At 72.0% G+C, this 20,424-nt stretch carries 25 protein-coding genes and 1 pseudogene; 10 read left to right on the top strand and 16 right to left on the bottom strand.

Annotated elements, in window-relative coordinates:
* Positions 1-65: 65 nt before the first annotated feature.
* On the top strand, positions 66-491 hold the full coding sequence (locus FLX08_RS30570; protein WP_208761768.1) for a VOC family protein: 426 nt from the start codon (positions 66-68) through the stop codon (positions 489-491).
* Positions 492-815: 324 nt separating this feature from the next.
* On the opposite strand, the gene FLX08_RS30565 is transcribed toward FLX08_RS30570, so the two are convergent.
* The 6 genes from FLX08_RS30565 to FLX08_RS30540 form a co-directional block, all read right to left on the bottom strand.
* Positions 816-1,685 (bottom strand): ABC transporter ATP-binding protein, encoded by an 870-nt coding sequence (locus FLX08_RS30565; RefSeq protein ID WP_142623733.1) that lies wholly within the window; start codon positions 1,683-1,685, stop codon positions 816-818.
* A gap of 20 nt (positions 1,686-1,705) precedes the next feature.
* Positions 1,706-2,506, bottom strand: a complete 801-nt coding sequence (locus tag FLX08_RS30560; protein ID WP_142623732.1) for an ABC transporter permease — start codon at positions 2,504-2,506, stop codon at positions 1,706-1,708.
* Positions 2,503-3,192 (bottom strand): hypothetical protein, encoded by a 690-nt coding sequence (locus FLX08_RS30555; RefSeq protein ID WP_142623731.1) that lies wholly within the window; start codon positions 3,190-3,192, stop codon positions 2,503-2,505. The genes FLX08_RS30560 and FLX08_RS30555 overlap by 4 nt, the downstream gene beginning before the upstream one ends.
* 31 nt (positions 3,193-3,223) lie before the next feature.
* On the bottom strand, positions 3,224-4,141 hold the full coding sequence (locus FLX08_RS43060; RefSeq protein ID WP_142623730.1) for an anti-sigma factor family protein: 918 nt from the start codon (positions 4,139-4,141) through the stop codon (positions 3,224-3,226).
* Positions 4,138-4,692 (bottom strand): RNA polymerase sigma factor, encoded by a 555-nt coding sequence (locus FLX08_RS30545; RefSeq protein WP_142623729.1) that lies wholly within the window; start codon positions 4,690-4,692, stop codon positions 4,138-4,140. The genes FLX08_RS43060 and FLX08_RS30545 overlap by 4 nt, the downstream gene beginning before the upstream one ends.
* A 156-nt stretch (positions 4,693-4,848) precedes the next feature.
* Entirely contained in the window at positions 4,849-5,784 is a 936-nt protein-coding gene (locus FLX08_RS30540) for an RNA polymerase sigma-70 factor (RefSeq protein WP_142623728.1), read from the bottom strand.
* Between the two features lie 191 nt (positions 5,785-5,975).
* Between FLX08_RS30540 and FLX08_RS30535 the strand changes: the two genes are divergently transcribed.
* The gene (locus FLX08_RS30535) at positions 5,976-7,316 is read left to right on the top strand and encodes an FAD-binding oxidoreductase (protein WP_142623727.1); all 1,341 of its coding nucleotides are present in this window, start codon (positions 5,976-5,978) and stop codon (positions 7,314-7,316) included.
* Between the two features lie 15 nt (positions 7,317-7,331).
* Here the strand turns inward: FLX08_RS30535 and FLX08_RS30530 are convergent, their stop codons facing one another.
* Together FLX08_RS30530 and FLX08_RS30525 are read right to left on the bottom strand one after the other, a co-directional pair.
* The gene (locus FLX08_RS30530; RefSeq protein WP_142623726.1) at positions 7,332-8,285 is read right to left on the bottom strand and encodes a diacylglycerol/lipid kinase family protein; all 954 of its coding nucleotides are present in this window, start codon (positions 8,283-8,285) and stop codon (positions 7,332-7,334) included.
* 29 nt (positions 8,286-8,314) lie between these two features.
* Positions 8,315-8,713 (bottom strand): DUF3224 domain-containing protein, encoded by a 399-nt coding sequence (locus tag FLX08_RS30525; protein ID WP_142623725.1) that lies wholly within the window; start codon positions 8,711-8,713, stop codon positions 8,315-8,317.
* Positions 8,714-8,913: 200 nt separating this feature from the next.
* On the opposite strand from FLX08_RS30525, the gene FLX08_RS30520 reads away from it, so the two are divergent.
* Positions 8,914-9,708 (top strand): ATP-binding protein, encoded by a 795-nt coding sequence (locus tag FLX08_RS30520; RefSeq protein ID WP_142623724.1) that lies wholly within the window; start codon positions 8,914-8,916, stop codon positions 9,706-9,708.
* A gap of 45 nt (positions 9,709-9,753) precedes the next feature.
* Here FLX08_RS30520 and FLX08_RS30515 read toward each other — a convergent pair whose 3' ends face one another.
* Positions 9,754-10,203: a universal stress protein gene (locus FLX08_RS30515; RefSeq protein WP_208761763.1), complete on the bottom strand. Its 450-nt coding sequence runs from the start codon at positions 10,201-10,203 to the stop codon at positions 9,754-9,756.
* A 197-nt stretch (positions 10,204-10,400) separates the two neighbouring features.
* On the opposite strand from FLX08_RS30515, the gene FLX08_RS30510 reads away from it, so the two are divergent.
* The 3 genes from FLX08_RS30510 to FLX08_RS30500 are packed head-to-tail and all read left to right on the top strand — an operon-like array spanning position 10,401 to position 12,911.
* Positions 10,401-11,336 carry an ABC transporter ATP-binding protein gene (locus tag FLX08_RS30510; protein WP_208761762.1) on the top strand — a complete coding sequence of 312 codons (936 nt, stop codon included), beginning with the start codon at positions 10,401-10,403 and terminating at the stop codon, positions 11,334-11,336.
* Position 11,337: 1 nt separating this feature from the next.
* The gene (locus FLX08_RS30505; RefSeq protein ID WP_142623722.1) at positions 11,338-12,111 is read left to right on the top strand and encodes an ABC transporter permease; all 774 of its coding nucleotides are present in this window, start codon (positions 11,338-11,340) and stop codon (positions 12,109-12,111) included.
* The gene (locus tag FLX08_RS30500; protein WP_142623721.1) at positions 12,111-12,911 is read left to right on the top strand and encodes an ABC transporter permease; all 801 of its coding nucleotides are present in this window, start codon (positions 12,111-12,113) and stop codon (positions 12,909-12,911) included. The genes FLX08_RS30505 and FLX08_RS30500 overlap by 1 nt, the downstream gene beginning before the upstream one ends.
* Positions 12,912-12,925: 14 nt before the next feature.
* On the opposite strand, the gene FLX08_RS43520 is transcribed toward FLX08_RS30500, so the two are convergent.
* From FLX08_RS43520 to FLX08_RS30490, 3 genes and pseudogenes are all read right to left on the bottom strand, one after another.
* The gene (locus FLX08_RS43520; RefSeq protein ID WP_425280652.1) at positions 12,926-13,354 is read right to left on the bottom strand and encodes a DNA glycosylase AlkZ-like family protein; all 429 of its coding nucleotides are present in this window, start codon (positions 13,352-13,354) and stop codon (positions 12,926-12,928) included.
* Positions 13,355-13,487: 133 nt separating this feature from the next.
* A pseudogene (locus FLX08_RS43515) lies at positions 13,488-13,967 on the bottom strand (DNA glycosylase AlkZ-like family protein); the annotation flags it as partial.
* A 129-nt stretch (positions 13,968-14,096) separates the two neighbouring features.
* Positions 14,097-14,519, bottom strand: coding sequence for a VOC family protein (locus tag FLX08_RS30490; protein ID WP_142623720.1), 423 nt, complete (start codon positions 14,517-14,519; stop codon positions 14,097-14,099).
* Between the two features lie 135 nt (positions 14,520-14,654).
* On the opposite strand from FLX08_RS30490, the gene FLX08_RS30485 reads away from it, so the two are divergent.
* A complete protein-coding gene (locus FLX08_RS30485) occupies positions 14,655-15,683 on the top strand; it encodes a helix-turn-helix transcriptional regulator (protein WP_142623719.1) in 1,029 nt (342 codons plus the stop codon).
* Positions 15,684-15,760: 77 nt separating this feature from the next.
* On the opposite strand, the gene FLX08_RS30480 is transcribed toward FLX08_RS30485, so the two are convergent.
* Both FLX08_RS30480 and FLX08_RS30475 read right to left on the bottom strand, forming a co-directional pair.
* The gene (locus FLX08_RS30480) at positions 15,761-16,366 is read right to left on the bottom strand and encodes a YdeI/OmpD-associated family protein (protein WP_244313013.1); all 606 of its coding nucleotides are present in this window, start codon (positions 16,364-16,366) and stop codon (positions 15,761-15,763) included.
* Positions 16,367-16,391: 25 nt separating this feature from the next.
* Positions 16,392-16,841, bottom strand: a complete 450-nt coding sequence (locus FLX08_RS30475; protein ID WP_142623718.1) for a carboxymuconolactone decarboxylase family protein — start codon at positions 16,839-16,841, stop codon at positions 16,392-16,394.
* Between the two features lie 173 nt (positions 16,842-17,014).
* Between FLX08_RS30475 and FLX08_RS30470 the strand changes: the two genes are divergently transcribed.
* Positions 17,015-17,965, top strand: coding sequence for a helix-turn-helix transcriptional regulator (locus FLX08_RS30470; RefSeq protein WP_142623717.1), 951 nt, complete (start codon positions 17,015-17,017; stop codon positions 17,963-17,965).
* A gap of 54 nt (positions 17,966-18,019) precedes the next feature.
* Here FLX08_RS30470 and FLX08_RS30465 read toward each other — a convergent pair whose 3' ends face one another.
* Positions 18,020-18,835, bottom strand: coding sequence for a helix-turn-helix domain-containing protein (locus FLX08_RS30465; RefSeq protein WP_142623716.1), 816 nt, complete (start codon positions 18,833-18,835; stop codon positions 18,020-18,022).
* 161 nt (positions 18,836-18,996) lie between these two features.
* Between FLX08_RS30465 and FLX08_RS30460 the strand changes: the two genes are divergently transcribed.
* On the top strand, positions 18,997-19,758 hold the full coding sequence (locus FLX08_RS30460) for an SDR family oxidoreductase (protein WP_142623715.1): 762 nt from the start codon (positions 18,997-18,999) through the stop codon (positions 19,756-19,758).
* Between the two features lie 21 nt (positions 19,759-19,779).
* Here FLX08_RS30460 and FLX08_RS30455 read toward each other — a convergent pair whose 3' ends face one another.
* Entirely contained in the window at positions 19,780-20,103 is a 324-nt protein-coding gene (locus tag FLX08_RS30455; RefSeq protein WP_142623714.1) for a VOC family protein, read from the bottom strand.
* Positions 20,104-20,216: 113 nt separating this feature from the next.
* Between FLX08_RS30455 and FLX08_RS40900 the strand changes: the two genes are divergently transcribed.
* Positions 20,217-20,360, top strand: coding sequence for a hypothetical protein (locus FLX08_RS40900; RefSeq protein ID WP_167530624.1), 144 nt, complete (start codon positions 20,217-20,219; stop codon positions 20,358-20,360).
* Positions 20,361-20,424: the final 64 nt, after the last annotated feature.

Raw genomic sequence — 20,424 nt, 5'->3', positions numbered from 1 at the left:
CGCCGGCTCCGTCCCGGGTGTGCCCGCAGCCGCAACGAAGGAGGATCACCGTGACGATTCGGCGGATGGACAACGTCGGCATCGTGGTCGACGACCTGGAGGCCGCCATCGCGTTCTTCGTGGACCTCGGCATGGAGCTGGAGGGAAAGGCGCTGATCGAAGGGCCCTGGGCGGCACGTCTCGTCGGGCTCGACGACCAGAGCGTCGACATCGCGATGATGCGGACCCCGGACGGCCACGGGCGGATCGAGCTGGCGAAGTATCACACGCCGGCGGCGATCGGCGGCGTGCCGCAGGACGCCCCGGCGAACACGCTGGGCATCCGCCGCATCATGTTCGCCGTCGACGACATCGACGAGGTCATCGCGCGGCTGCGCACCCACGGCGCCGAACTCGTCGGCGACGTCGTCCAGTACGAGGACGCGTACCGGCTCTGCTACCTCCGCGGGCCCGAGGGAATCGTCGTCGCGCTGGCCGAGGAACTCGGCTGACGGCGCCTCGTTGCGGCGACCGCGCAAAGACGGTGTCGCGCACTCCGAAAACCCCAGGTGGAAGCCCCTTCCGGCATTGCTCGATAATGAACATTATGTCAAGTTGACTGTTCCGGCCACTCCTCCAGCCGGTCCGTGCCCACGTGTGGCCGGCGTTTCGCCGGCCACGACGCTCGCGTGCTCGGACGTGAGCCCGGGTTGGGATCGGCGGGTGTCGGCGCCAACGACGTCGGGACGTACGGCGAGCCCGGCAACCGGCCGGCCGCGCCCTCGCTCTGCGGCGCGGCCGGCCGGTTACGTAGGGTGACCTCTCCCCCGGGCTGTTCAGCCGTTGGCGCCCGCGTGCATGAGCGCGACGTACCCCTCCTCCAGCGAGGGCTGGACCGGTACGGCGCGGGGGTCGGGCCGGGCGGAGCTGACGAGACGGTAGTGGGTGCCGTCGGGGCGGCTCACGGCGGAGACGACGACGCCGGTGGCGGGTGGCGGTCCCTGGCCGACCAGTTCCCAGGTGACGCCTTCGGCCCGCTGGACGATGTCGGCGACCGGGCCGTTGAAGACGACCCTGCCCCGGGTCATCACGGCCGTGTCGCGGCAGGTCTGGGCGACGTCCTCGACGATGTGGGTGCTGAGCAGCACCGTCCGGCCGGCGGCGATGGTGGCCAGGAGCGTGCGGAAGCGGATGCGTTCCTCGGGGTCGAGACCGGCGGTGGGTTCGTCGACCACGACCAGGGCGGGGTCGCCGAGCAGAGCCTGCGCGATGCCGACACGGCGGCGCATGCCACCGGAGAAGCCGCGCAGCTTGCGGGGGGCGGCGTCGGCCAGGCCGACCATGTCGAGCAGCTCCCCGATCTGGCGGCGGCGGGCGGCGGTGTCGTCGAGTCCCTTGAGCAGGCCGACGTAGTCGAGGAACTCCCGGGCCGACAGGTCGGGATAGAGGCCGAGGTCCTGGGGCAGGTAGCCGAGCCGGCGTTGTACGGCCAGGCGGCCGGTCCTGGTGGCCAGGTCGTGGCCGCCGACGCGTACGGTGCCCGCGGTCGGCGGAAGGACTCCGGCGAGTACGCGCATGAGCGTGGTCTTGCCCGCGCCGTTGGTGCCGAGCAGGCCGTACATGCCGCCGGGGACGGTGAGGTCGAGTCCGTCGAGGGCGGTGACCTTGCCGAAGGTGCGGCGCAGCCCGGTGATCTGGATGTCCATGCGAGGTGTCTTTCTGGCGGTCAGGCGGACAGGTTTCTGCGGCGCAGCAGCGGTGAGGCCAGGGCGAGCGGCGGGATGCTGAGCGCGAGGAGCAGGGCGATGGCGGCGACGGCCGCCGCGCCGCCGGGCTCGGGGCGCAGGAACTGCAGCCAGCCGTCGGCGCCCGCGTACAGGGCCCGCTCCCCCATCAGCCAGGTCGCCGGGTAGTCGCCCAGCGGGGTGAGCAGGGTCCCGGTCAGTGAGGGGAACAGGTCGGGGTTGAGCATGTTGCCCCAGAACCAGTAGCCGACGAACAGCGCCCGGAACAGCGGGGCGGTCGTCAGCAGCGGGCAGACGAGGGCGAAGGCGGCCACGAAGGCCAGCCCGGGGAGGGTGACCAGGACGAAGGCGACGGCCGCCCAGGCGAACAGGGCGGGATCGTGCCGGTGGGCGGTCTCGCCGGCGGCGGCGATGAGCAGGACCAGCGCGGCGGGGACCGCGGTGGAGGTCAGCCCGCCGAGGTACTTGCCGGCGACGAGCGCGCCCCGGCCGATCGGGAGGCTTTCGAGCAGGGACGCCAGGCCGAGGCGGCGGTCGCGGGTGAGGCGGTCGGCGAGCACCATTCCGAAGCCGATCGGCAGGAGGAGGGCCATCAGCAGGGCCCAGCTCGCCATGACCTCGCGGGGTGGTGTGCCGGGCGGCAGGTGGCGTGGCCCGCGGTCGCCCTGGCTGAAGGTGAGGACGACGGCGAGGGTGGCGGTGGTGATCCACAGGGACCGTTTGCGGATCTGCATGCGGAACTCGTAGCGGGTCACCGCCCACGTCTGGCGCAGGGTGGTCATGTCTCCTCCTCGGTGAGCAGGCGTTCGGGGCGGCGCAGCAGCATCAGGGCGAGGGCCGTGAGCAGGGCCCCGGAGGCGGCCAGGGCCGCGCGGTTGGCGTCCCAGTCGGTGGGGACGCCGATGCGGGTGGTCATGAACAGGAAGAACGGGCGGAGCCCGGGGGTGGTGGCGAAGGTCGCGGCGAACAGTTGTTCGCCGAGCCATATGGCGGCGACGGTGGTGGTGGCGAGCACGACGCTGCGGCCGAGTGCGGCGACCAGGAGGGCGAGCCCGGTGAGCCACAGGAGCGGGGCGGCCCAGACGAGGGGCGCGTACGGCAGGCCGGGGCCGGTCCACCAGCCGCCGGCGGCGAGTGCGGCGGAGAAGGCGATGGCCAGGGTGGCGGTGAGGCCGCCGAGGACGGCCAGGCGGCGGCCGAGGGTCGTGGTGTACGGGGTGGGGAGGGTGAGCTGGAGTTCGCGGCTGGGGTCGCGGGAGACGACGGCGACGGCGGCCATGCCGGCGGCCAGTGGGATGAGTGCTTCCAGTCCGGTGAGCAGGAAGCGTTCGAGCTGGGGGCGTGCGGTGCCGAAGGCCGCGGCGGTCGCGGTGAGGGCGAGGGTGACGGCGAGTGCGGCGGCGGGGGCCGCGCACGCGGTCCAGCCGGCGCGGCGCAGTTCGTGCCGCCACAGGGGTAGGTGCTTCACGGGGAGTTGGTACCGGCGGGGGCGTTCGGGTTCATCGCGGAATGTGTCCGGCGTGCCGGGGCAGGCGTGGGCCGAGCAGGAGTGTGGCGGCCACGAGGGCGGCGGCTGCGGTCAGTACGGCGGGGCCGGGGGTCCACAGGGGGTCGGCGAGGCGGAGTGCGGCGGGGCTGAGGCCGGTCGGGGTGACCTGGCCGATCGACAGGGCGCGGGCGAGCCAGAGTGCGAGGGCGGTGGTGACGCCGGCGGAGGGCCGCCAGAGGACGGACAGGGCGAAGCTGGTGGCCGACAGGGGCACGAGGGGGCCGAACCAGGCGGTGACCAGTCCGGCCGCTCCCCCGCCGGGGGTGAGTGCGGTGAGTGCGAGGGTGGCCAGCAGGCCGGCGGTGACGGTGGCGGTGAGCACGAGGGTGAGCCGGGCGAGCAGGACGACGCGGGGTGGGGTGGGCAGGGCGGCGGCGAGTTCGGCGGGCGGGTCGTTGTCGGTTCCGCAGGCTCCGGCGACGGCGAGCGCGGCCGCGAGTGGCACGGTCATGGCGAGGACCTGTGCGGCGTGGCCGGTGGGGGCGAGCGCGGCCAGGACGGCGCCTCCGGCGATGAGTGCGGCGGCGAGGGTCCAGACGGGCCATCGGATGAGGGTGCGCTGGCGGGTGAGGATGGCGAGTGCGCGGTGGAGTGGCCGGGTGCCGATGTCGCCCCGGTAGGTGGGGACGGGCCGGGTGGCGGCCGGGCCGGGGGTGGGTGTCAGGTGGTGGCGGATGGCGGTGAAGAGGCTCGGGGGCGGTGGGGCGAGGTGTGCGGTGGCGTCGCGTACGGCGGTGGCGGTGGCCTGCCAGGCGCGGGCCTGGGTGGCGCAGGAGGTGCAGCCGGCCAGGTGGGCGGTGACGGCGGCGGCGTCGCCGGTGAGGTGGCCTGCGGCGTAGGCGGGCAGTCGGTGGGTGGGGTGGGTCATCGTGTTCTCCCCTCGGCTTCGACGGGCAGGGCTCGGGCGAGGGTGGCGCGGGCGGTGAACAGCCTGCTTTTGACGGTGCCGACGGGGATGTCCAGGATCTGGGAGATCTCGGCGTGGGACAGTCCGGCGGACAGGGCGAGGGTGAGGACTTCGCGGTGGGCGGCGGGCAGTGTGGTGAGTGCGGCGGCGACGGCGGCGGTGTCGGCGCGGGCGAGGGCCACGGTTTCGGGGTCGGGTTCTGTGGAGGGCAGGTGGGCGGCTTCGTCCAGGGGGTGGGGGGCGGGGCGGTCGCCGTTCATGCGTTTGAGTGCCTGGCGGCGGCAGATGCCGTACAGCCAGGTGCGGACGGTGGAGCGGCCTTCGTAGGCGTGGGCCGAGCGCCAGAGGGCGATGAAGGTTTCCTGGAGGGCCTCCTCTGCGGCGCCGCGGTCGCGTAGCAGTCCTTGGGCGTAGGCGAGCAGGGCGTGGGCGTGCCGGGTGTAGAGCAGTTCGAAGGCGTGCTCGTCACCGGCGGCGACCAGTCGCAGCAGCGGGAGGTCCGTGTCGTCCATCGTGTGTGGGTACTGTGCCGGGTCGCGGGGTTCGGCGCGAGTCGGTGTGATGCGCCTCACGCAAAGGCCCGGCCGCGAGGATGGGCTCGCTGCTGGGCCGTGCTGCAGATGGGCCGGTGGTCCGGGTCTCCCCCGTACGGGCCGGCCGGTCGGGTGTCAGCGGGTCACGGTGGTCTCCCGCTCCATGTGTGACAGTTTCTCCGGGTTGCGTACGGCGTAGAGGCCGGTGATGCGGCCGTCGTCGATGCGTACGGTGATGACGGTGTCGACGTGGCCGCCGACCCGGACCATCAGTGCGGGATAACCGTTGACGTGTGTGGGCTGCAGCGAGGCCGCGGGGGTGAGCCTGCTCAGCAGGTGGGCCACCTGGTCGGCGCCCACGATGGGGGTCAGGGCGGCCTGCTTGAGTCCGCCGCCGTCCGCCAGGAAGACGATGTCGGGGGCGAGGATGTCGAGCAGGTGTTGCAGGTCGCCGGTTTCGACCGCCCGTTTGAACGCCTGGAGGGCGTGGCGGGTCTGGTCTGGCGTGGCGGCGTCGCGGGGGCGGCGGGCGGCGACGTGGGAGCGGGCGCGGTGGGCGATCTGGCGGACGGCGGCCTGGCTCTTGCCGACGGCGTCGGCGATCTCGTCGTAGTCCAGGTCGAATACCTCGCGCAGCACGAACACCGCCCGCTCGGTCGGCGACAGCGTCTCCAGCACCAGCAGCATCGCCATCGACACGCTCTCGGCGAGCTCCACGTCCTCGGCCACATCCGGCGCGGTCAGCAGCGGCTCCGGCAGCCACGGCCCGACGTACGACTCCCTGCGGCGGCCGAGTGTCCGGAGTCGTTTCAGGGCCTGGCGGGTGGTGATGCGCACGAGGTAGGCGCGCTGGTCGCGTACGGCGTGGAGGTCGACGCCCGCCCACAGCAGCCAGGTCTCCTGGAGGACGTCCTCGGCGTCGGCGGCCGAGCCGAGCATCTCGTAGGCGACGGTGAACAGCAGGTTGCGGTGGGCGACGAACGCCTCGGTGGCCCGGTCCATGGCGGGCTCCATGGCGGGCTCCGTCCGGCCGCCGAGCGGCTGGGGCGTGTCCGTCGGTCTCTCGCTCATTCGCGGGTTTCCTGTCTGGTGGTTCTCGGCCGTTGCGTCCATACGATCCCGGTGCCCGCTGCTTTGTGACACGTGGGGCCGGTGACGCACGTCACACAGCCGTGCTGTCACAGGGCTCGGGTGGCCGGGATCTCTTGCTCGTCAGGACGCCGCGCCGGTGCGCGGCGCGGCACGAGTGAGGAGCACACGTCATGAACGCAGCGCTTGAGACCCTTCGCCGTGACTTCGGTGGCGAGGTCATCGAACCGGGAGCGGCGGAGTACGCGTCGGCCGCGCGGACCGCGCTGGTGCAGGGCAGTCCGGCCTGTGTCCTGCGGCCCAGGAGTGTCGGGGATGTGCGGGCGGGGGTGAGATTCGCCGCGGATGCGGGGCTTGTGCTGTCGGTGCGGGGCGGCGGTCACGGCTTCGCGGGCTTCGGCACGAACGACGGCGGTGTGGTGATCGACCTGAGCGGGCTCGCGGCGGTCGAGGTCGTCGACAAGGAGCGGCACATCGTGCGGGTCGGCGGTGGCGCCACCTGGGGTCGGGTCGCGGCCGCTCTGGCCCCGCATGGGCTGGCGATCTCCTCGGGTGACACCAGGAGCGTCGGCGTCGGCGGGCTGACGTTGGGCGGCGGCATCGGCTGGAAGGTCAGGAAGCACGGTCTGGCGTTGGACAGCCTGGTCGCCGCTGAGGTGGTGACCGCTGGCGGGGAGGTCGTGCGGGCCGGTGTGGAAGAGAACGCCGAGTTGTTCTGGGCCCTTCGGGGTGGCGGTGGCAATTTCGGGATCGTGACCGCGTTCGAGTTCGCGGCGCATCCGACGACGGACGTCTTCTTCGGGAAGATCGCGTTTCCCGCGGAGGAGGCCGCCGCCGTGCTCCAGGGGTGGGCGGACTGGCTGCGCGGGGCGCCGGAGGAGCTGACGTCCATTGCGAATCTCGCCAATCCTCTGGCCGGTGGTCCTCGGGCGCCGATGGAGGTGCAGGTCGCTTTCGACGGGGACGACCCGCACCTCGCTGCTCGGGCGATCGATCCGATCCGCCGGCTCGGCACGGTGATCGCCGACGATGTCGCGCTGCGGCCGTATGCCGACACGCTCGTGGACGGTGCCGTCGCGCCGCCGGGGATTCGCCTGTTCACCCGGAGCGGGTTCGTCGAGAGGGAGTCGGTGACCGAGGTCGTGCGGATTCTCGCTGCGGCCGGGGCGGCGGAGGGGGCGCCGTTCATCTCCGTACGCAGTGTGGGCGGCGCGGTGGCCCGGGTGCCCGGCGACGCCACGGCGTATGCGCATCGCCGGGCGGAGTTGATGATCGGGACCACGGTCGCGGGGCCGGCGCCGGTCGTGGAGGCTGCGTTGCCGGGCCTGGAGGCGATCTGGGGCAGGCTCGCGCCCCACGTCGGCGGTGCGTACGTGAACTTCCTCGCGTCGGCGGGTGAGGAGGATGTGGCGGCGGTCTATCCGCCGCGGACCTACGAGCGGCTGTCGGCGGTCAAGCGTCAGTGGGACCCCGGCAACCTGTTCGCCCGCAACCACAACGTGCGGCCTCGGTAGGCCGTGCGGTTGTGGTCAGGTGGTGGTGTCGGGCAGGCAGACGGTGACGGCGTGGGGCACGGCTTTGATCGTGATGCGGGTGACCCGGTCGCGCACTCCCCCGTCGAGTTCGTACGCCATGGGGGTGCGGAGCTTGACCGTCACCTTCCTGGCACGGGTGATGCGGACGAAGGGGGACTTTTCGGCGTGGCCGGCGCTCATGCGGCCGAGGGTGCGGGCCCATTGGATGGGGCCTTGCGCGGTGGAGACGCCGACGTCGAGCCGGCCGTCGTCGTGGCGGACGTCTTCGAAGACGTCGATACCGCCGGTGACGGTGCCGACGTTGCCGACGAGGACGCAACTGGCGTCGCCCTCGAACCAGTCGTCGCCGTCGACTTTGATCTTCATGGGGGTGACGGCGCCGCCGACGTGGCGCAGGCCGGTCCAGATGTAGGCGAGGCGGCCGAGGCGGTCCTTGAGCCCGCGGTCGGCGTCGGCGATCATCTCGGCGTCGAGGCCGACGCCCGCCATGACGGCGAAGTGCTCCCCGTTGATCTTGCCGAGGTCGAGTTTGGCGCGGCGGCCCTCGAAGCCGATGCGCACGGCCTCGGCGAGGTCTTCGGGGATGCCGAGGTTGCGGGCGAGGAGGTTGGCGGTCCCGGCGGGGACGACGGCGATGGTGGCGTCGCTGCCGGCGAGGGCGTCGACGCAGCGTTGCACGGTGCCGTCGCCGCCCCAGAGGAAGAACAGCTCGGCGCCGTCCTTGAGTGCCCGGCGGACCTTCTTGGGGGCCTTCTTGCTCTTGGGGACCTCATACCAGAGCAGGTCGTCGACGTCGTAGCCGGTGATGAGCTTGCGGAGCTCGTCGAGGCCGCCGCCGAGGGTCTTCTTGCGGTGTGCGATGACGGCGACGCGGGGTGCCGGGGTGCGGGGGGTGGCGGGCGCGGCGGCGTGGTCGTCCGCGGGCTGCCGGTCAGCGGGTTTCACCATGCATCGGCGGCTACCCGGATGGGGGGTGGTCAGTCCTCGGGGAGGGTGTAGTCGAGGAGGTAGTGGTGGCCGTCGTCGTCCACGCGGATGGTGCCCTCGCCGGTGAGGCCGGTCAGTTCGCCGGTGCCGCTGGTGGGGACGATCTGCCATTTCAGCCACTGTTCGCCGTTGTGGCTGCCGGCGCTGTGCTGCAGCGCGAAGGTGCCCTTGCGGCCGTGGAGGGTGCCGTCGACGTGTTCGACACCGACGTAGGCGGCGGGGCCTTCGGGGGTGACGACGGTGAGGATCTCGGTGGTGCTGGTGCCGACGATGTCGCCGTGGAAGGTCTTGGCGATGGCGTTGCGGCCGAAGGTGGCGCCTTCCTTGTCCTCGGTGGCCAGTTCGGTCCAGTTGGTGATGTCGAAGGTGCCGGTGGCGTGTCCGTTCATGGGTCCAGGGTGCCGCGTGTTCCTGTCATCTTCTGTCAGGTAGGGCGGCGTCCAAGGAGTGAGCGGGAGGAGAAAGTTAGGCGAATGCCGTGAAGCCCGCCACTTTGCCGGCGTTCATGACAGATGATCGGAGGCATGGGTTTTCCCCGACCGGCCGTCCCGGTCCTCGCCGGCCGGTCCGTCCAGGGCCTGCTGTCACGATGCTGATCTCGCCTTTCCCGTCCCAGGAGGGCCGCAGGATCGCGTACAAGGTGTTCGGGTCGGCCGCGACGGCCCCGCGCCGGGCGCGCGCGTTCGTCCGGTGCCAGTTGCGGGGGTGGGAGCTCGGGGACCTGGCCGAGACGGCGGAGCTGGTCGTGTCCGAGCTGGTGACGAACGCGGTGCGGGCGACGGACGCCGTGGTCAGCCCGCCGATGGCCTCGTCGATGTTCCCGGTGGCCCTGCGTACGGTGGCGTTGCGGGTGCGGGTGGCGCCGGGGCGGCGCAGCCTGTTCATCGAGGTGTGGGACGTCAGCGACCGCGAGCCGGTGCCGAATGGCGAGGTGGACGGCGAGCTGGGCGAAAGCGGCCGGGGGCTCGTGCTGGTCGGCAGCCTGGCCCGGCGCTGGGGTCATTATTCGGCGCCGGATCGCGGCAAGATCGTGTGGTGTGAGCTGGCCATCGCGCCGCCGGAGGGGACGCGTTCGCCAGGGGTGGCGGGTGCTCCGGCGGCGGGTCGGCAGAGTCCGGGCCAGCAGCGTCCGGGTCTGCGGGGTCAGGGTCTGCGGGGTCAGGGTCTGCAGGGTACGGCTGTCGCGGACGCCGCCGAGGAGACGCCAGCGTCTGCGGGGGTGCCTGTGGGGGTGCCTGCGGAGACGTCGCCGGGGATGCTGCCGCGGCGGGTGCGGCGGCATCCGGTGGGCGTGCGGGATGACGGCCCTGACGAGGCGACGTTGCTCCGGGTGCTCGAGGGCCTGCGGGCGCTGGACGTGTCCGGGCCGCCCGAGCGCCGCTGACCCTCCAGCCGGTTGCGCTTGTCCTCCGGTGGTCGCGCGGCGCGTTCAGGGGACGACGGTGACCGGCCAGCGGCCGGTGCGGACCAGGCGGAGCGCGACCGAGCCGATGAAGCGGTGGCCGGCCTGCGTGGAGGCTCCCACCACGACCGCGTCCGCCCGGATCTCGTCGGCGATCCTGGCGAGGACGCCGGCGGCGTCGCCGTGCTCGGTGCGGAAGGTGTAGTCGACACGGGAGTGGGCGGTCTTGGCGAAGTGCTCCACCTGTGCGCGCAGGTCTGCGGCGATCTCCTCCCCCGCCTCGATCACCGAGGCCGACGCGGCCGGCACCATCGTGCTGATCGCTCCGGGATTGGCGACGTAGACGAGGACGACGTGCGAACCCTGGCGGCGGGCGAGGCCCCAGGCGTAGGCGGCGGCGCGCAGGGAGGTCTCCGAGCCGTCGATGCCGACGAGGATCACTCGCGGGCCGTCGGTGCCCAGCTCGAACGTGTTCACGCAAGTCAGGGTACGGCTCGCCGGGGGCGGACGCATCCGGGCCCGAGCCTCGGGTGCGGGACCGGTGGATCTCGGGTGGATCCCGTGGCGGCGCGGCGGTTTCCGCGTGGCCGCCGGGGAGGCGGGGCGGGGCCGGGCCGGGCGGCGCGGATAACCTGTTGCGGAAATGTCGGGGCCGTTGGTTAGGGTCTCGGATCGTGGCCGATCAACCTTTGATCTACGCGCGCGGCCTGGTCAAACGCTTCGGGGAGTTCACCGCTGTCGACGGGATCGATCTCGACGTTGCGCCGGGAGAGGCGTTCGGTTTCCTCGGGCCCAACGGGGCCGGCAAGTCTTCGACCATGCGGATGATCGGGTGCGTGTCCACGCCGACCACCGGTGAGCTGCGGATCCTGGGCATGGACGCGGTGCACGACGGGCCGAGGATCCGCGCACGCCTGGGGGTGTGCCCGCAGCTCGACAATCTCGATCCCGACCTGACGGTGCGGGAGAACCTGGTGACCTACGCCCGCTATTTCGGGCTGTCGCGGGCGGAGAGCCGCAGGCGGGCCGACGAGTTGCTGGAGTTCGTGCAGCTCGGCGACCGCGCGGGCGGGAAGGTGGAGCCGCTGTCGGGAGGCATGAAGCGGCGGCTGACGATCGCGCGGGCGATGGTGAACGACCCCGATCTCGTGCTGCTCGACGAGCCCACGACGGGGCTGGACCCGCAGGCCCGTCACCTGTTGTGGGAGCGGTTGTTCCGGCTCAAGCAGCGGGGCACCACGCTGGTGCTGACGACGCACTACATGGACGAGGCCGAGCAGTTGTGCGACCGGCTGGTCGTGATGGACGGCGGCAGGATCGTGGCGGAGGGGTCGCCGAGGTCGCTGATCGAGACCTACTCCACGGCCGAGGTGGTCGAGGTGCGGTTCCCCGGCATGCCCGAGGCGGGGCCGCGATTCGCGGCGGCGCTGGAGGGGGTGGGCAAGCGGGTCGATCCGCTGCCCGACCGGGTGCTGGTCTACGTGGACGACGGTGACGCCGCGCTCGCCGAGATCCACCGGCGTGGGCTGGAGCCGTCGAGTGTGCTGGTGCGGCGGTCGACGCTGGAGGATGTGTTCCTCCATCTGACGGGCCGGACGCTGGTGGACTGAGATGGCCGTGACGCGTGGGGTGCATCCGACGATCGCGGTGCTTGAGCGGCACCTGACCCTCTACCGGCGGCTGTGGCAGGCGTCGGTTTTCTCCTCGTTCGTGCTGCCGGTGCTGTTCCTGCTGAGCATCGGCATCGGCGTGGGGGGTTATATCGGCAGGGTGCAGGGGGTCGATTACCTGTCGTGGATCGTGCCGGGGGTGCTCGCCTCGACGGCCTTCCAGATCGCGGTGGGTGAGTCGACCTATTCGGTGCTGGGTGACTTCAAGTGGGTCAGGGCCTATCACGCGATGCGGGCCACGCCGGTGGGTCCGGCGGACATGGTCCGGGGGCATCTGCTCTACCTGGTGTTCCGGGTGACGATCGCGGTGGTGGCCTTCCTGGTCGTGGTGGTGTTCTTCGGCGGGCTGCATTCGCCGTGGGCGCTGGTCACTCCCCTGGTGTGCGCGTTCCTGACGGTGTCGGTGGCGGCGCCGGTGATGGCGTTCGCCGCGACGATCGACCATGACAGTTACTTCTCGTTGCTGTTCCGGCTCGTGGCGCTGCCTTCGACGTTGTTCGCGGGGGTGTTCTTCCCGGTCGAGCAGCTCACCGCGGTGTTGCGCCCGCTGGCGTACGCCTCGCCGTTGTGGCATGCGGTGGAGCTGTGCCGGGCGGCGACGCTGGGCAGGGCTCCTGCTTGGCCGGCTTTGGTGCATGTCGGTTGTCTGCTGCTGTGGGCGGCGGCGGGCCTTTTCCTGGCGGTGCGGGCGTTCCGCCGGAAGCTGGAGGACTGATGGTGACGACGCTGGTGGCGTCCCGGGTCTCCCCCGGCCGGGTGGGCGCCGTCATCGGCCGCAACGTGGGGGCGCTGCGTTCCGGGCCGTCGTACTGGATCGTGCTGCTGTCGGGTTTCTTCGAGCCGCTGCTGTATCTGCTGTCGATCGGTGTCGGCGTCGGCGCGCTGGTCGGTGACCTGACGGTGGACGGGCGGACGATGTCGTACGCGTCGTTCGTCGCGCCGGCGATGCTGGCGGTGTCGGCGATGTCGGGGGCGCTGGCCGAGACGACGTTCAACTTTTTTTTCAAGTTGAAATACATGAAGACGTTCGAGGCGGTGCTGGCGACGCCGGTGCGGCCCATCGAGATCGCGGTGGGCGAGCTGGTGTGGGCGATCGTCCGGGGTTCGCTCTACACCGCGATCTTCCTGGTCGTGATGGTGGCGATGGGGCTGGCCGAGCCCGGCTGGGCGGTGGCGGCGTTTCCGGCGACCGTGCTGGTGGGGCTGGCCTTCGGCGGGCTGGGGATGGCCGTCAGCACGCTGATGCGCGGCTGGCAGGACTTCGACCTGATGGGCACCGGGCAGTTCGCGTTGTTCCTGTTCTCCGGGACGTTCTCCCCCGTGCAGGATTATCCGGTCGGGGTCGAGGTGCTGATCCAGATCACGCCGCTCTATCACGCGGTGGAGCTGGTGCGGGGCCTGTGCATGGGCGTGCTGGAGTGGGGGCTGCTGGGGCACGCGGTCTACCTGGCCGCGCTGGCCGGGGCGGGTGTCTGGTTCGCCTCCCGGCGCCTGACGCGGGTGCTGTGCGACTGACGACGTTCCGGAGCTCAGGCGGCGGACGGGCCGATCCGTACGCGGTCGCTGTCGCCGTCCGACAGGAACGCCGCCAGTGACCTCCCCTCCTCGGTGACGGCGGCATGTTCGGATCGCGACAGGCGGCGCAGCGGAGTGACGGTCACGGTGACGGTCTCGCTGCCGGTCGGGGTGCCGGCCGCGGCGTCCCAGGTCGCGGAGACCCGGCCGTCCACCAGGACGACGCGGGCGCCGGCGACCGACAGGCCGCGGTGGGCGTCGTCGACGATGCGGCTGCGGTCGTGGTAGCCGAGGATCGCGTTGTCGAACGCCGGCAGGAAACGCACGGGCGCGGGGGTGCCGGGATCCGGACGCGGCGCGTCGGGCAGGTCCAGCAGTTGCCGGCCCCGTTCGTCGCGGAAGGCGACGAGTTCCCCGCGTACGGCGTCGACCGCGGCGGGCAGCCCGGCCAGGCCGCACCAGGCGCGCAGGTCGGCGGACGCGGCGGGCGCGCAGGTCGGCGGACGCGGCGGGCCCGAAGGCGGCCAGATAGCGGCGGACCAGCGCCTGGCCGGCCGGGTCGGACCCGTCCGGGGACAGCGGGGCGATGTCGCGTCCCAGCCAGGTGGCGAGGGGGACGTTGCGTACCCCCGCCTTGGTGCGCCACAGCCCGCGCGGGGGCAGCTGGGCCATGGGGATGAGCGCGGCGACGAGCAGCTCGCCCAGGGCCCGGCGTGGCGGGGCGGGCCAGCGGCCGGTGAGCGCGTCGACGAGTTCGGCCATCGTGCGGGGCCGTCCGTCGGCCATGACCTCCCGGCCGGCCGCCGCCACCTCGTCCGGGTCGAGCCCGGCCAGCTCCCGGCGGTAGGTGGTCAGCACCCGCCGGCGGAGCATGGTGTCGTGCCGGGCGCGCCAGGCCAGCGCGTCGCCGGCGGTGACGAGGTGGACGGTGCGGCGCATCAGGTGGGTGCGCACCACGTGCCGCCCGGTCAGCAGACCGTCCAGGGCCGCGGGGCGGAAGTCGCGCACCCGCGACCACAGCCCGGCGAACGGCTCCTGCGGTTCCTGTGCCTGCATGCCGCACAGGTGCGCGACGACGTCGAGTGCCGGTGTGCCGGTGCGGTCGAGCAGGAACTGCCGGGCGAGCGTGGCGCGGTTGAGCGCGCGGTTGTCGAGGACCGTCATGGCGTCCGTCCGCCGCTGCGTTCAGCCGTTGTGGGGGGCCGCGACGTCGAGGACCCAGACGACGCCGAAGGGGTCCTTGAGCATGCCGTAGAGCGGGGCCCACTGCACGGGCTCGAGCGGCCGCACGACGGTCGAGCCGGCGGTCAGCCTGTCCCACAAGGTGGTGATCTCGTCGGTGTCGTCGCCGCGTACGGAGACGAAGACGGCGTTCTCGCCCGGGTGCCACGGCGTGTGGGAGGGCACGTCGTAGGCCATGACGTGGAAGCCGTTGTCCGCGGTCACCTGACCCCACATCACCCAGTCCGCTTCGTCGGGATTCTGGGTGATGTCCGCGTCCTTGTAGGTGACGGCGACGACGTTCCCGCCGAAGACGGAGTGGTAGAAGCCGAGCGCCGCGCGGGCGTCGCCGCGGAAGTTCAGGTGGGTCGTGGTGGTGACGGACATGGTGGCTCCTCGCCTTGCGATCTCTCGTACAGACGCCGGAAGCGGCCGCGCATGCGTCGCGGCCGGCGTCGATGACCGTCACGTTTCCATGGGTAGCGGACAGGATTCGTCCTCTTCTGGAGCAGGATGGGTCTCATGCCGAAGACGTCCGCGCGGCTGCTCGCGCTTTTGTCGCTGCTGCAGGCCCGGCGCACCTGGCCGGGTGAGGACCTGGCCGGGCGGTTGGGCGTAAGCACCCGTACGGTCCGCCGTGACGTCGATCGTCTGCGTGAGCTCGGTTATCCGATCACGACGTTCAAGGGGCCCGACGGCGGATATCGGCTGGACGCCGGTTCGCGGCTGCCCCCGCTGCTGTTCGACGACGACCAGGCCGTCGCCCTCGCCGTGGCGCTCCAGACGGTCACCACGACCGGCGCCGGCGTCGGGGAAGCGGCGGCGCGTGCGCTGAACACCGTCCGGCAGGTCATGCCCGCACGGCTGCGCCACCGGATCGACACCCTCCAGGTCACCGCCGTCGAGCGGCCGGCGGCGCGGCCGGACGTACGGGTCGACGGCCGTGTGCTCGTGGCGCTCAGCGCGGCGGTTCATGCCGGTGAGGTGCTGCGCTTCGACTACGCGGCCGCTTCCCCTTCGGGAGCAGGCGACGGCGGGGTGCCGGCGCCGCCGCGCCGGGTGGAGCCTCATCACCTGGTCACCTGGGGCGGGCGCTGGTATCTGGTCGCCTGGGATCTCGACCGGGAGGACTGGCGGACCTTCCGTGCCGACCGGATCACGCCGCGCTCCCCCACGGGGCCGCGTTTCGCCCCGCGCGAGGTGCCCGGAGGCGATGTGGCCGCCTTCGTGGCCGAGAGGTTCCGGGGCTTCGACGGGTCGGGCGACTGGCTCTGCCGCGGTGAGGTGATCCTCGACCTGCCCGCCGCCGTCGTGTCCCCGTACGTCCGCGACGGCGTCGTGGAGGAGCTCGGCCCGGATCGTTGCCGGCTCGTCCTGGGCTCGTGGTCGTGGCCCGGCCTGGCCGCCGCCATCGGCAGGTTCGACGCCGAGATCGAGGTCGTCGGCCCGGCCGAGCTCAGGGAGGCGTTCGCGCATCTGGCCCGCCGCTGTGCCAGGGCCGCGGGCGGCATCCCACTGGCCGGCCGCCTCGATCCGCCCCCGGCGTCGTAGTGTTCCGGTCGGGCCGGACGCCGGGCCGCCCCTGGGTGGGCGTGGCGGAGCGAGGCGGGCGGAGGAGTGGCCGGCGTTCAGCCGCCGAGCGTGCGCCTTTGCGGGTGGATGGCCTCGCCACGGGCGAGCATGTCCACGAACTGGGCGATTCGGCGGGCTCGGGTCTCGGCGCGTTTGGCGTTCGCGACCCGATAGAGGATGGCGTAGCGGTTCTGGGCGGTGAGGATGTCGAACATCGCCTGTGCCCGGGAATTCGCGGCCAACGCCGCGGCCAGGTCGGCCGGCGCCTCGATGCCGGCCTGTCCCGCGTAGGCCGCCTCCCAGCGGCCGTCGGCCTTGGCGCGTTCGACCTCGGTCATCCCGGCCGGGTGCATCCGGCCCTCGCCCGTCAGCCGGGTGACGATGGAAACGTTCCGCGCCGACCAGGCACTCTGCCGTCCTCGAGGGGTGAAGCGCCGGAAGAAGGTGGTCTCGTCCCGCCGTCGTAGCCGGCCGTCGATCCAGCCGTGGCACAGGGCCTCGTCGAGCGCCTGGTCATAGGTCAGGCTGGTGGGCCGGGTTGTGTCCTGCTTGGCGAGGACCAGCCACACCCCTGCCGAGCCGTCGTGGTGCTCGCCGAGCCACTGCCGCCAGGCCCGGGCATCGGTGACGGTCAGTTCCGGTAGTTCGTCGCTCATCGTCATGTGCCCCCTGATGATCCGCCCGCCGTCACCAGGCCTTGCCGGCCGGCTCCCGGATCGTGTGGTTGAGACGGTTGAAGAGGTTGGTGAGCGCGATGTTCAGGATGATCGCGGACAGCTGCCTGTCGTCGAAGTGGGCGGTAGCGTCGTCCCAGATCTCGTCGGTCACGCCCGGCGCGCCGTCCTGGATCCGGGTCGCGGCCTCGCTCAGCGCGAGCGCCGCCCGCTCCTCCTCGGTGAAGAACGGAGCCTCACGCCACGCCACCACGCTGTGCAGCCGCTCGTCGGTCTCCCCGTGCTTCTTGGCCGACTGCACGCCGGCGAACACACACGGGCTGCAGCCGTTGATCTGGCTGGCCCGCAGATGGACCAGTTCGAGCACGAGCGGGTCGACGCCGCCGGCGTGGATCGCCTTCTGCAGATGCTGGATCCCGGTGATCAGGTCGGGAGTCGCCACGCTCTTCATACGCGCTTCCATGGGTCCTGCCCCTTATCGCTTACGTGCACCCCGCCCGGGCCCGTCATCTGACGCACCCTGGCGGCGGTCATCGTCGTCATGGACTTCCCGGCCGAGACGTTCTCGGCCGTGCCGGCGACGTTACGGTATGACCCGGTCAGAAACGGTCCTGGTTATCGAGCAGACTGTGAGCCGTGGTCAACACCTCGGCACGGCTGCTGCGGCTGCTGTCTTTGCTGTCGGCGCGGCAGTCCTGGACGTGCGCGGATCTCGCCGCCCAGCTGGAGATCACCGAACGGACGGTGCGCCGGGACATCGCCCGGCTGCGTGAACTCGGCTACGGCATCGAATCGGAGATGGGCCCGTGGGGCGGCTACCGCCTCGGGCCCGGGGCCGGCATTCCGCCGCTGATCCTCGACGAGGAGGAGGCCCTCGCGGTCGCCGTCGGGCTGCGCACCGCCGCCTTCAGCGGAGTCTCCGGCAGCGACCAGGCGGCCCTGTCGGCGCTGCTGAAACTCCGCCAGGTGCTGCCGTCCAGGATCGCGGCCCGGCTCGGCGAACTGGACGCCGCGTTCGCCCACACCGCGCACCCCGGCGACGGCCAGATCTCCCCCGCGCTGCTGCTCGACCTGGCCACCGCGTGCCGGCGAGGCGAACGCACCCGGTTGACCTACCGCGACGGCGCCGGGACGACGTCCACCCGGCAAGCAGACCCCTACCGGCTCATCTACACAGGCCGCCGCTGGTATCTGCTCGCCTACGACCTGACGCGGCAGGACTGGCGCACCTTCCGTACCGATCGCATCGTCGACGCCACGGCCACCGGGCAGGCCGCCGCCCTGCCCGACCCGCCGGATCCCGCACAGGCGGTCGGCACGGGCATCGCGCTGAGGCCCTACCCGATGCGGGTGACCGTCCGCCTGGCCGTACCGGCCGATGAGGCCCGCAGGCTGGTGCCGGCGACGGTCGGCGTCCACCGCCCGGACGGCGATGACGCCACGATCGTCGACATCGGCGGGCCGGACGCCGACAGCCTGGCCCGCTACCTGCTCAGCCTGGGCCGGCCGCTCCGGATCCTGCACCCGGAAGAGGTCCGCCAGGCATTCCTCGCCCGCACACGGCAACTCCTCACCGACAACCAGTGACACGATCGCCGGCACCTGGGCCGGGGAGCCGGTCCAGGCGGTTGATGCTCGTCGTCAACGGCATTCCATGGAGGCGAGGAGGCGGAGCTTCTCGTCGCTCTCGCTGTCCTGATCGGCGTAGTAGAGCACCAGGAGCAGGCCGTCCACGGGGAGCTTGTCCCGGTGCAGGCTCAGCTCGCCGACGACGGGATGGTTCACGGTGGTGGTGCCGCCGTCCAGGGTGCGGATGTCGTGGCGCGCCCAGAGCGTCCGGAAACGCTCGCTCGACAGGGCGAGCTCGCCCACCAGTTCCACGAACCGCGGGTTGTCGATGTCGTCCCCGGCGTACTTCCTGAAGGCGGCGATGAATCCTTCCGCGGAGCGTGTCCAGTCCTGCTGGAACGCCTGCTCCTCGGGATCGAGCAGCAGAGACCGCAGCCGGTTGTACCCAGGCTGGAGGCGCGGAGAGAGCGCGACCGCGAGCCGGTTGGAGGCGAGCACGTCGAACGCGCGCCCCTCCACGAAGGCGGGAACCTGCACGCTCGCCAGGAGCTGGTGCAGCCGCGCGGGGACGCGTTCGGGCTTCCTGCGCCGCCGGGATTTCGGGCGTGCGGCGGCCATGCCGAGAAGGTATTCCTGTTCGATCTCGTCGAGGTGCAGGACCCGCGCGAGCGATTCGAGCACCTGCGTTGAGGGATTCTTGTCGCGGCCACGCTCCAGCCGCAGGTAGTAGTCGGCGCTGATGCCCGCGAGCATGGCGACCTCCTCCCGGCGGAGCCCGGGTACGCGCCGGTTCGCACCCGGCGCGAGCCCGGCCTGCTGCGGGGTGACCAGGGCCCGGCGGGCGCGGAGGTAGTCGCCGAGCAGGTTGGCGCGGTCGTCGTCGCTCATGTCCGTCATCGTATTTCGGACTTTTTCGGCCAAGGGGGCCCTGGCAGGACCCCGGTAGACGGGGGCACTGCCCCCGGCCGGAACACGGCTCGACACTGAAGACGCCGCCGGCGCTGCGCCGACCGGCCTTGCCACCGACCCGCCCTGAGCAGGAGAAATCCATGGACGTCACCAACCGCACCGTCTTCATCGCCGGCGCCACCTCGGGAATCGGGCTCGAACTCGCCCGCCGCTTCGCCGCGGCCGGCAGCTCCGTGATCGTCGGCGGCCGGCGAGCCGGCCTGCTCGACCGGCTCGCGGCCGAGGGGTTCGGCACCGTTCCCATCGACGTGACCGACCAGGACAGCGTCGGCCGTGCCCGCGACACGATCCTGCGCAGCCACCCGGACCTCGACACGATCGTGACGATGTCGGGGATCATGATCCCCGAGGACCTGCGCGATCCCGCGCATTTCAGCGCCGCGCAGCAGACGATCGACAGCAACCTGCTCGGCACCATCCGCGTCATCGACGCGTTCACCCCGCACCTGGTCGGGCGCGGCGCCGGTGCCGTCATCACGGTCAGCTCGGGCATCGGGTTCCTGCCGTTCCCGCTCATGCCGACGTACGCGGCGTCGAAGGCCGGCGTGCACGCCTACACCGAGGCGTTGCGCGCGCAACTGGACGGCACGGGCGTCGAGGTGGCCGAGCTCGTCCCTCCGGCTGTCGCCACCACGCCCGAGCAGGCGCGGCTCAACCCCCGCGCGCTCGACCTCGCCGAGTTCGCCACCGAGGTGATGGACCTGCTCCGGGCCGACCCAACTCCCCACGAGATCCTCGTCAAGGGCGTGCTGATGCACCGGTGGGCCGAGCGCGACGGCACCTACGCCGATCTGGTCGCCCAGCGGTCGCAGGCGCTCGCGTCGCTCCCGGGCCGTCAGTAGGCCCCCGGGCGGTCCCGCACGTCAGGACACGCAGAGGCAGAACTCGTTGCCTTCGGGATCCCGCCAGACCTGCCAGAGATCCTCGTGCATCTCCCCCACCGGGGTGGCCCCGAGCGCGGCGGCACGGGCGGCCGCGGCGGCGAAGTCGTCGGCGACCAGATCCAGGTGGACGCGGTTCTTCGCGGTCTTGGGTTCGCGGACGCGTTGCAGGGCCAGGCCGGGACCCAGACTGATCCAGTCGTCCTCACGGCGGGTGATGTCCCGCTCCAGCAGGCGGCTCCAGAACGCGGCGAGCCCGTCGAGGTCGTTGGCGTCGATGACCACGCCACCCAGGCGAATGCTCATGGCTTCCTCTCGGCGTACGGATCGGTCACGGCCGGGCCCGGTTGTCCGGTCCTGGCCGGATCCCGACCATGGCAGCAGGAGTATCTTCCGCGGAAGAGCGAGGGAGCGCGAGCATGAGCCCCGTTGTCGTACGCCGTCTCACCGGTGAGGACTGGTGCACCTGGCGGCTGCTGCGCCTGGCGGCACTCGCCGACGCGCCCGGCGTCTTTCACGGCGAGCGCAAATACGTCATGGCCAGAGGCGTCGGCGACGGGTGACCCCGATCCCGGCGGCTCGTGGGCGGCGCGCCCGGCACCGTGGCGGGGTTCGGGCGCCGTACGC

The sequence above is a fragment of the Microbispora hainanensis genome (assembly GCF_006874475.1).
Lineage (GTDB): Bacteria > Actinomycetota > Actinomycetes > Streptosporangiales > Streptosporangiaceae > Microbispora > Microbispora hainanensis.
This window is presented reverse-complemented; position numbering and strand designations above follow the sequence as displayed.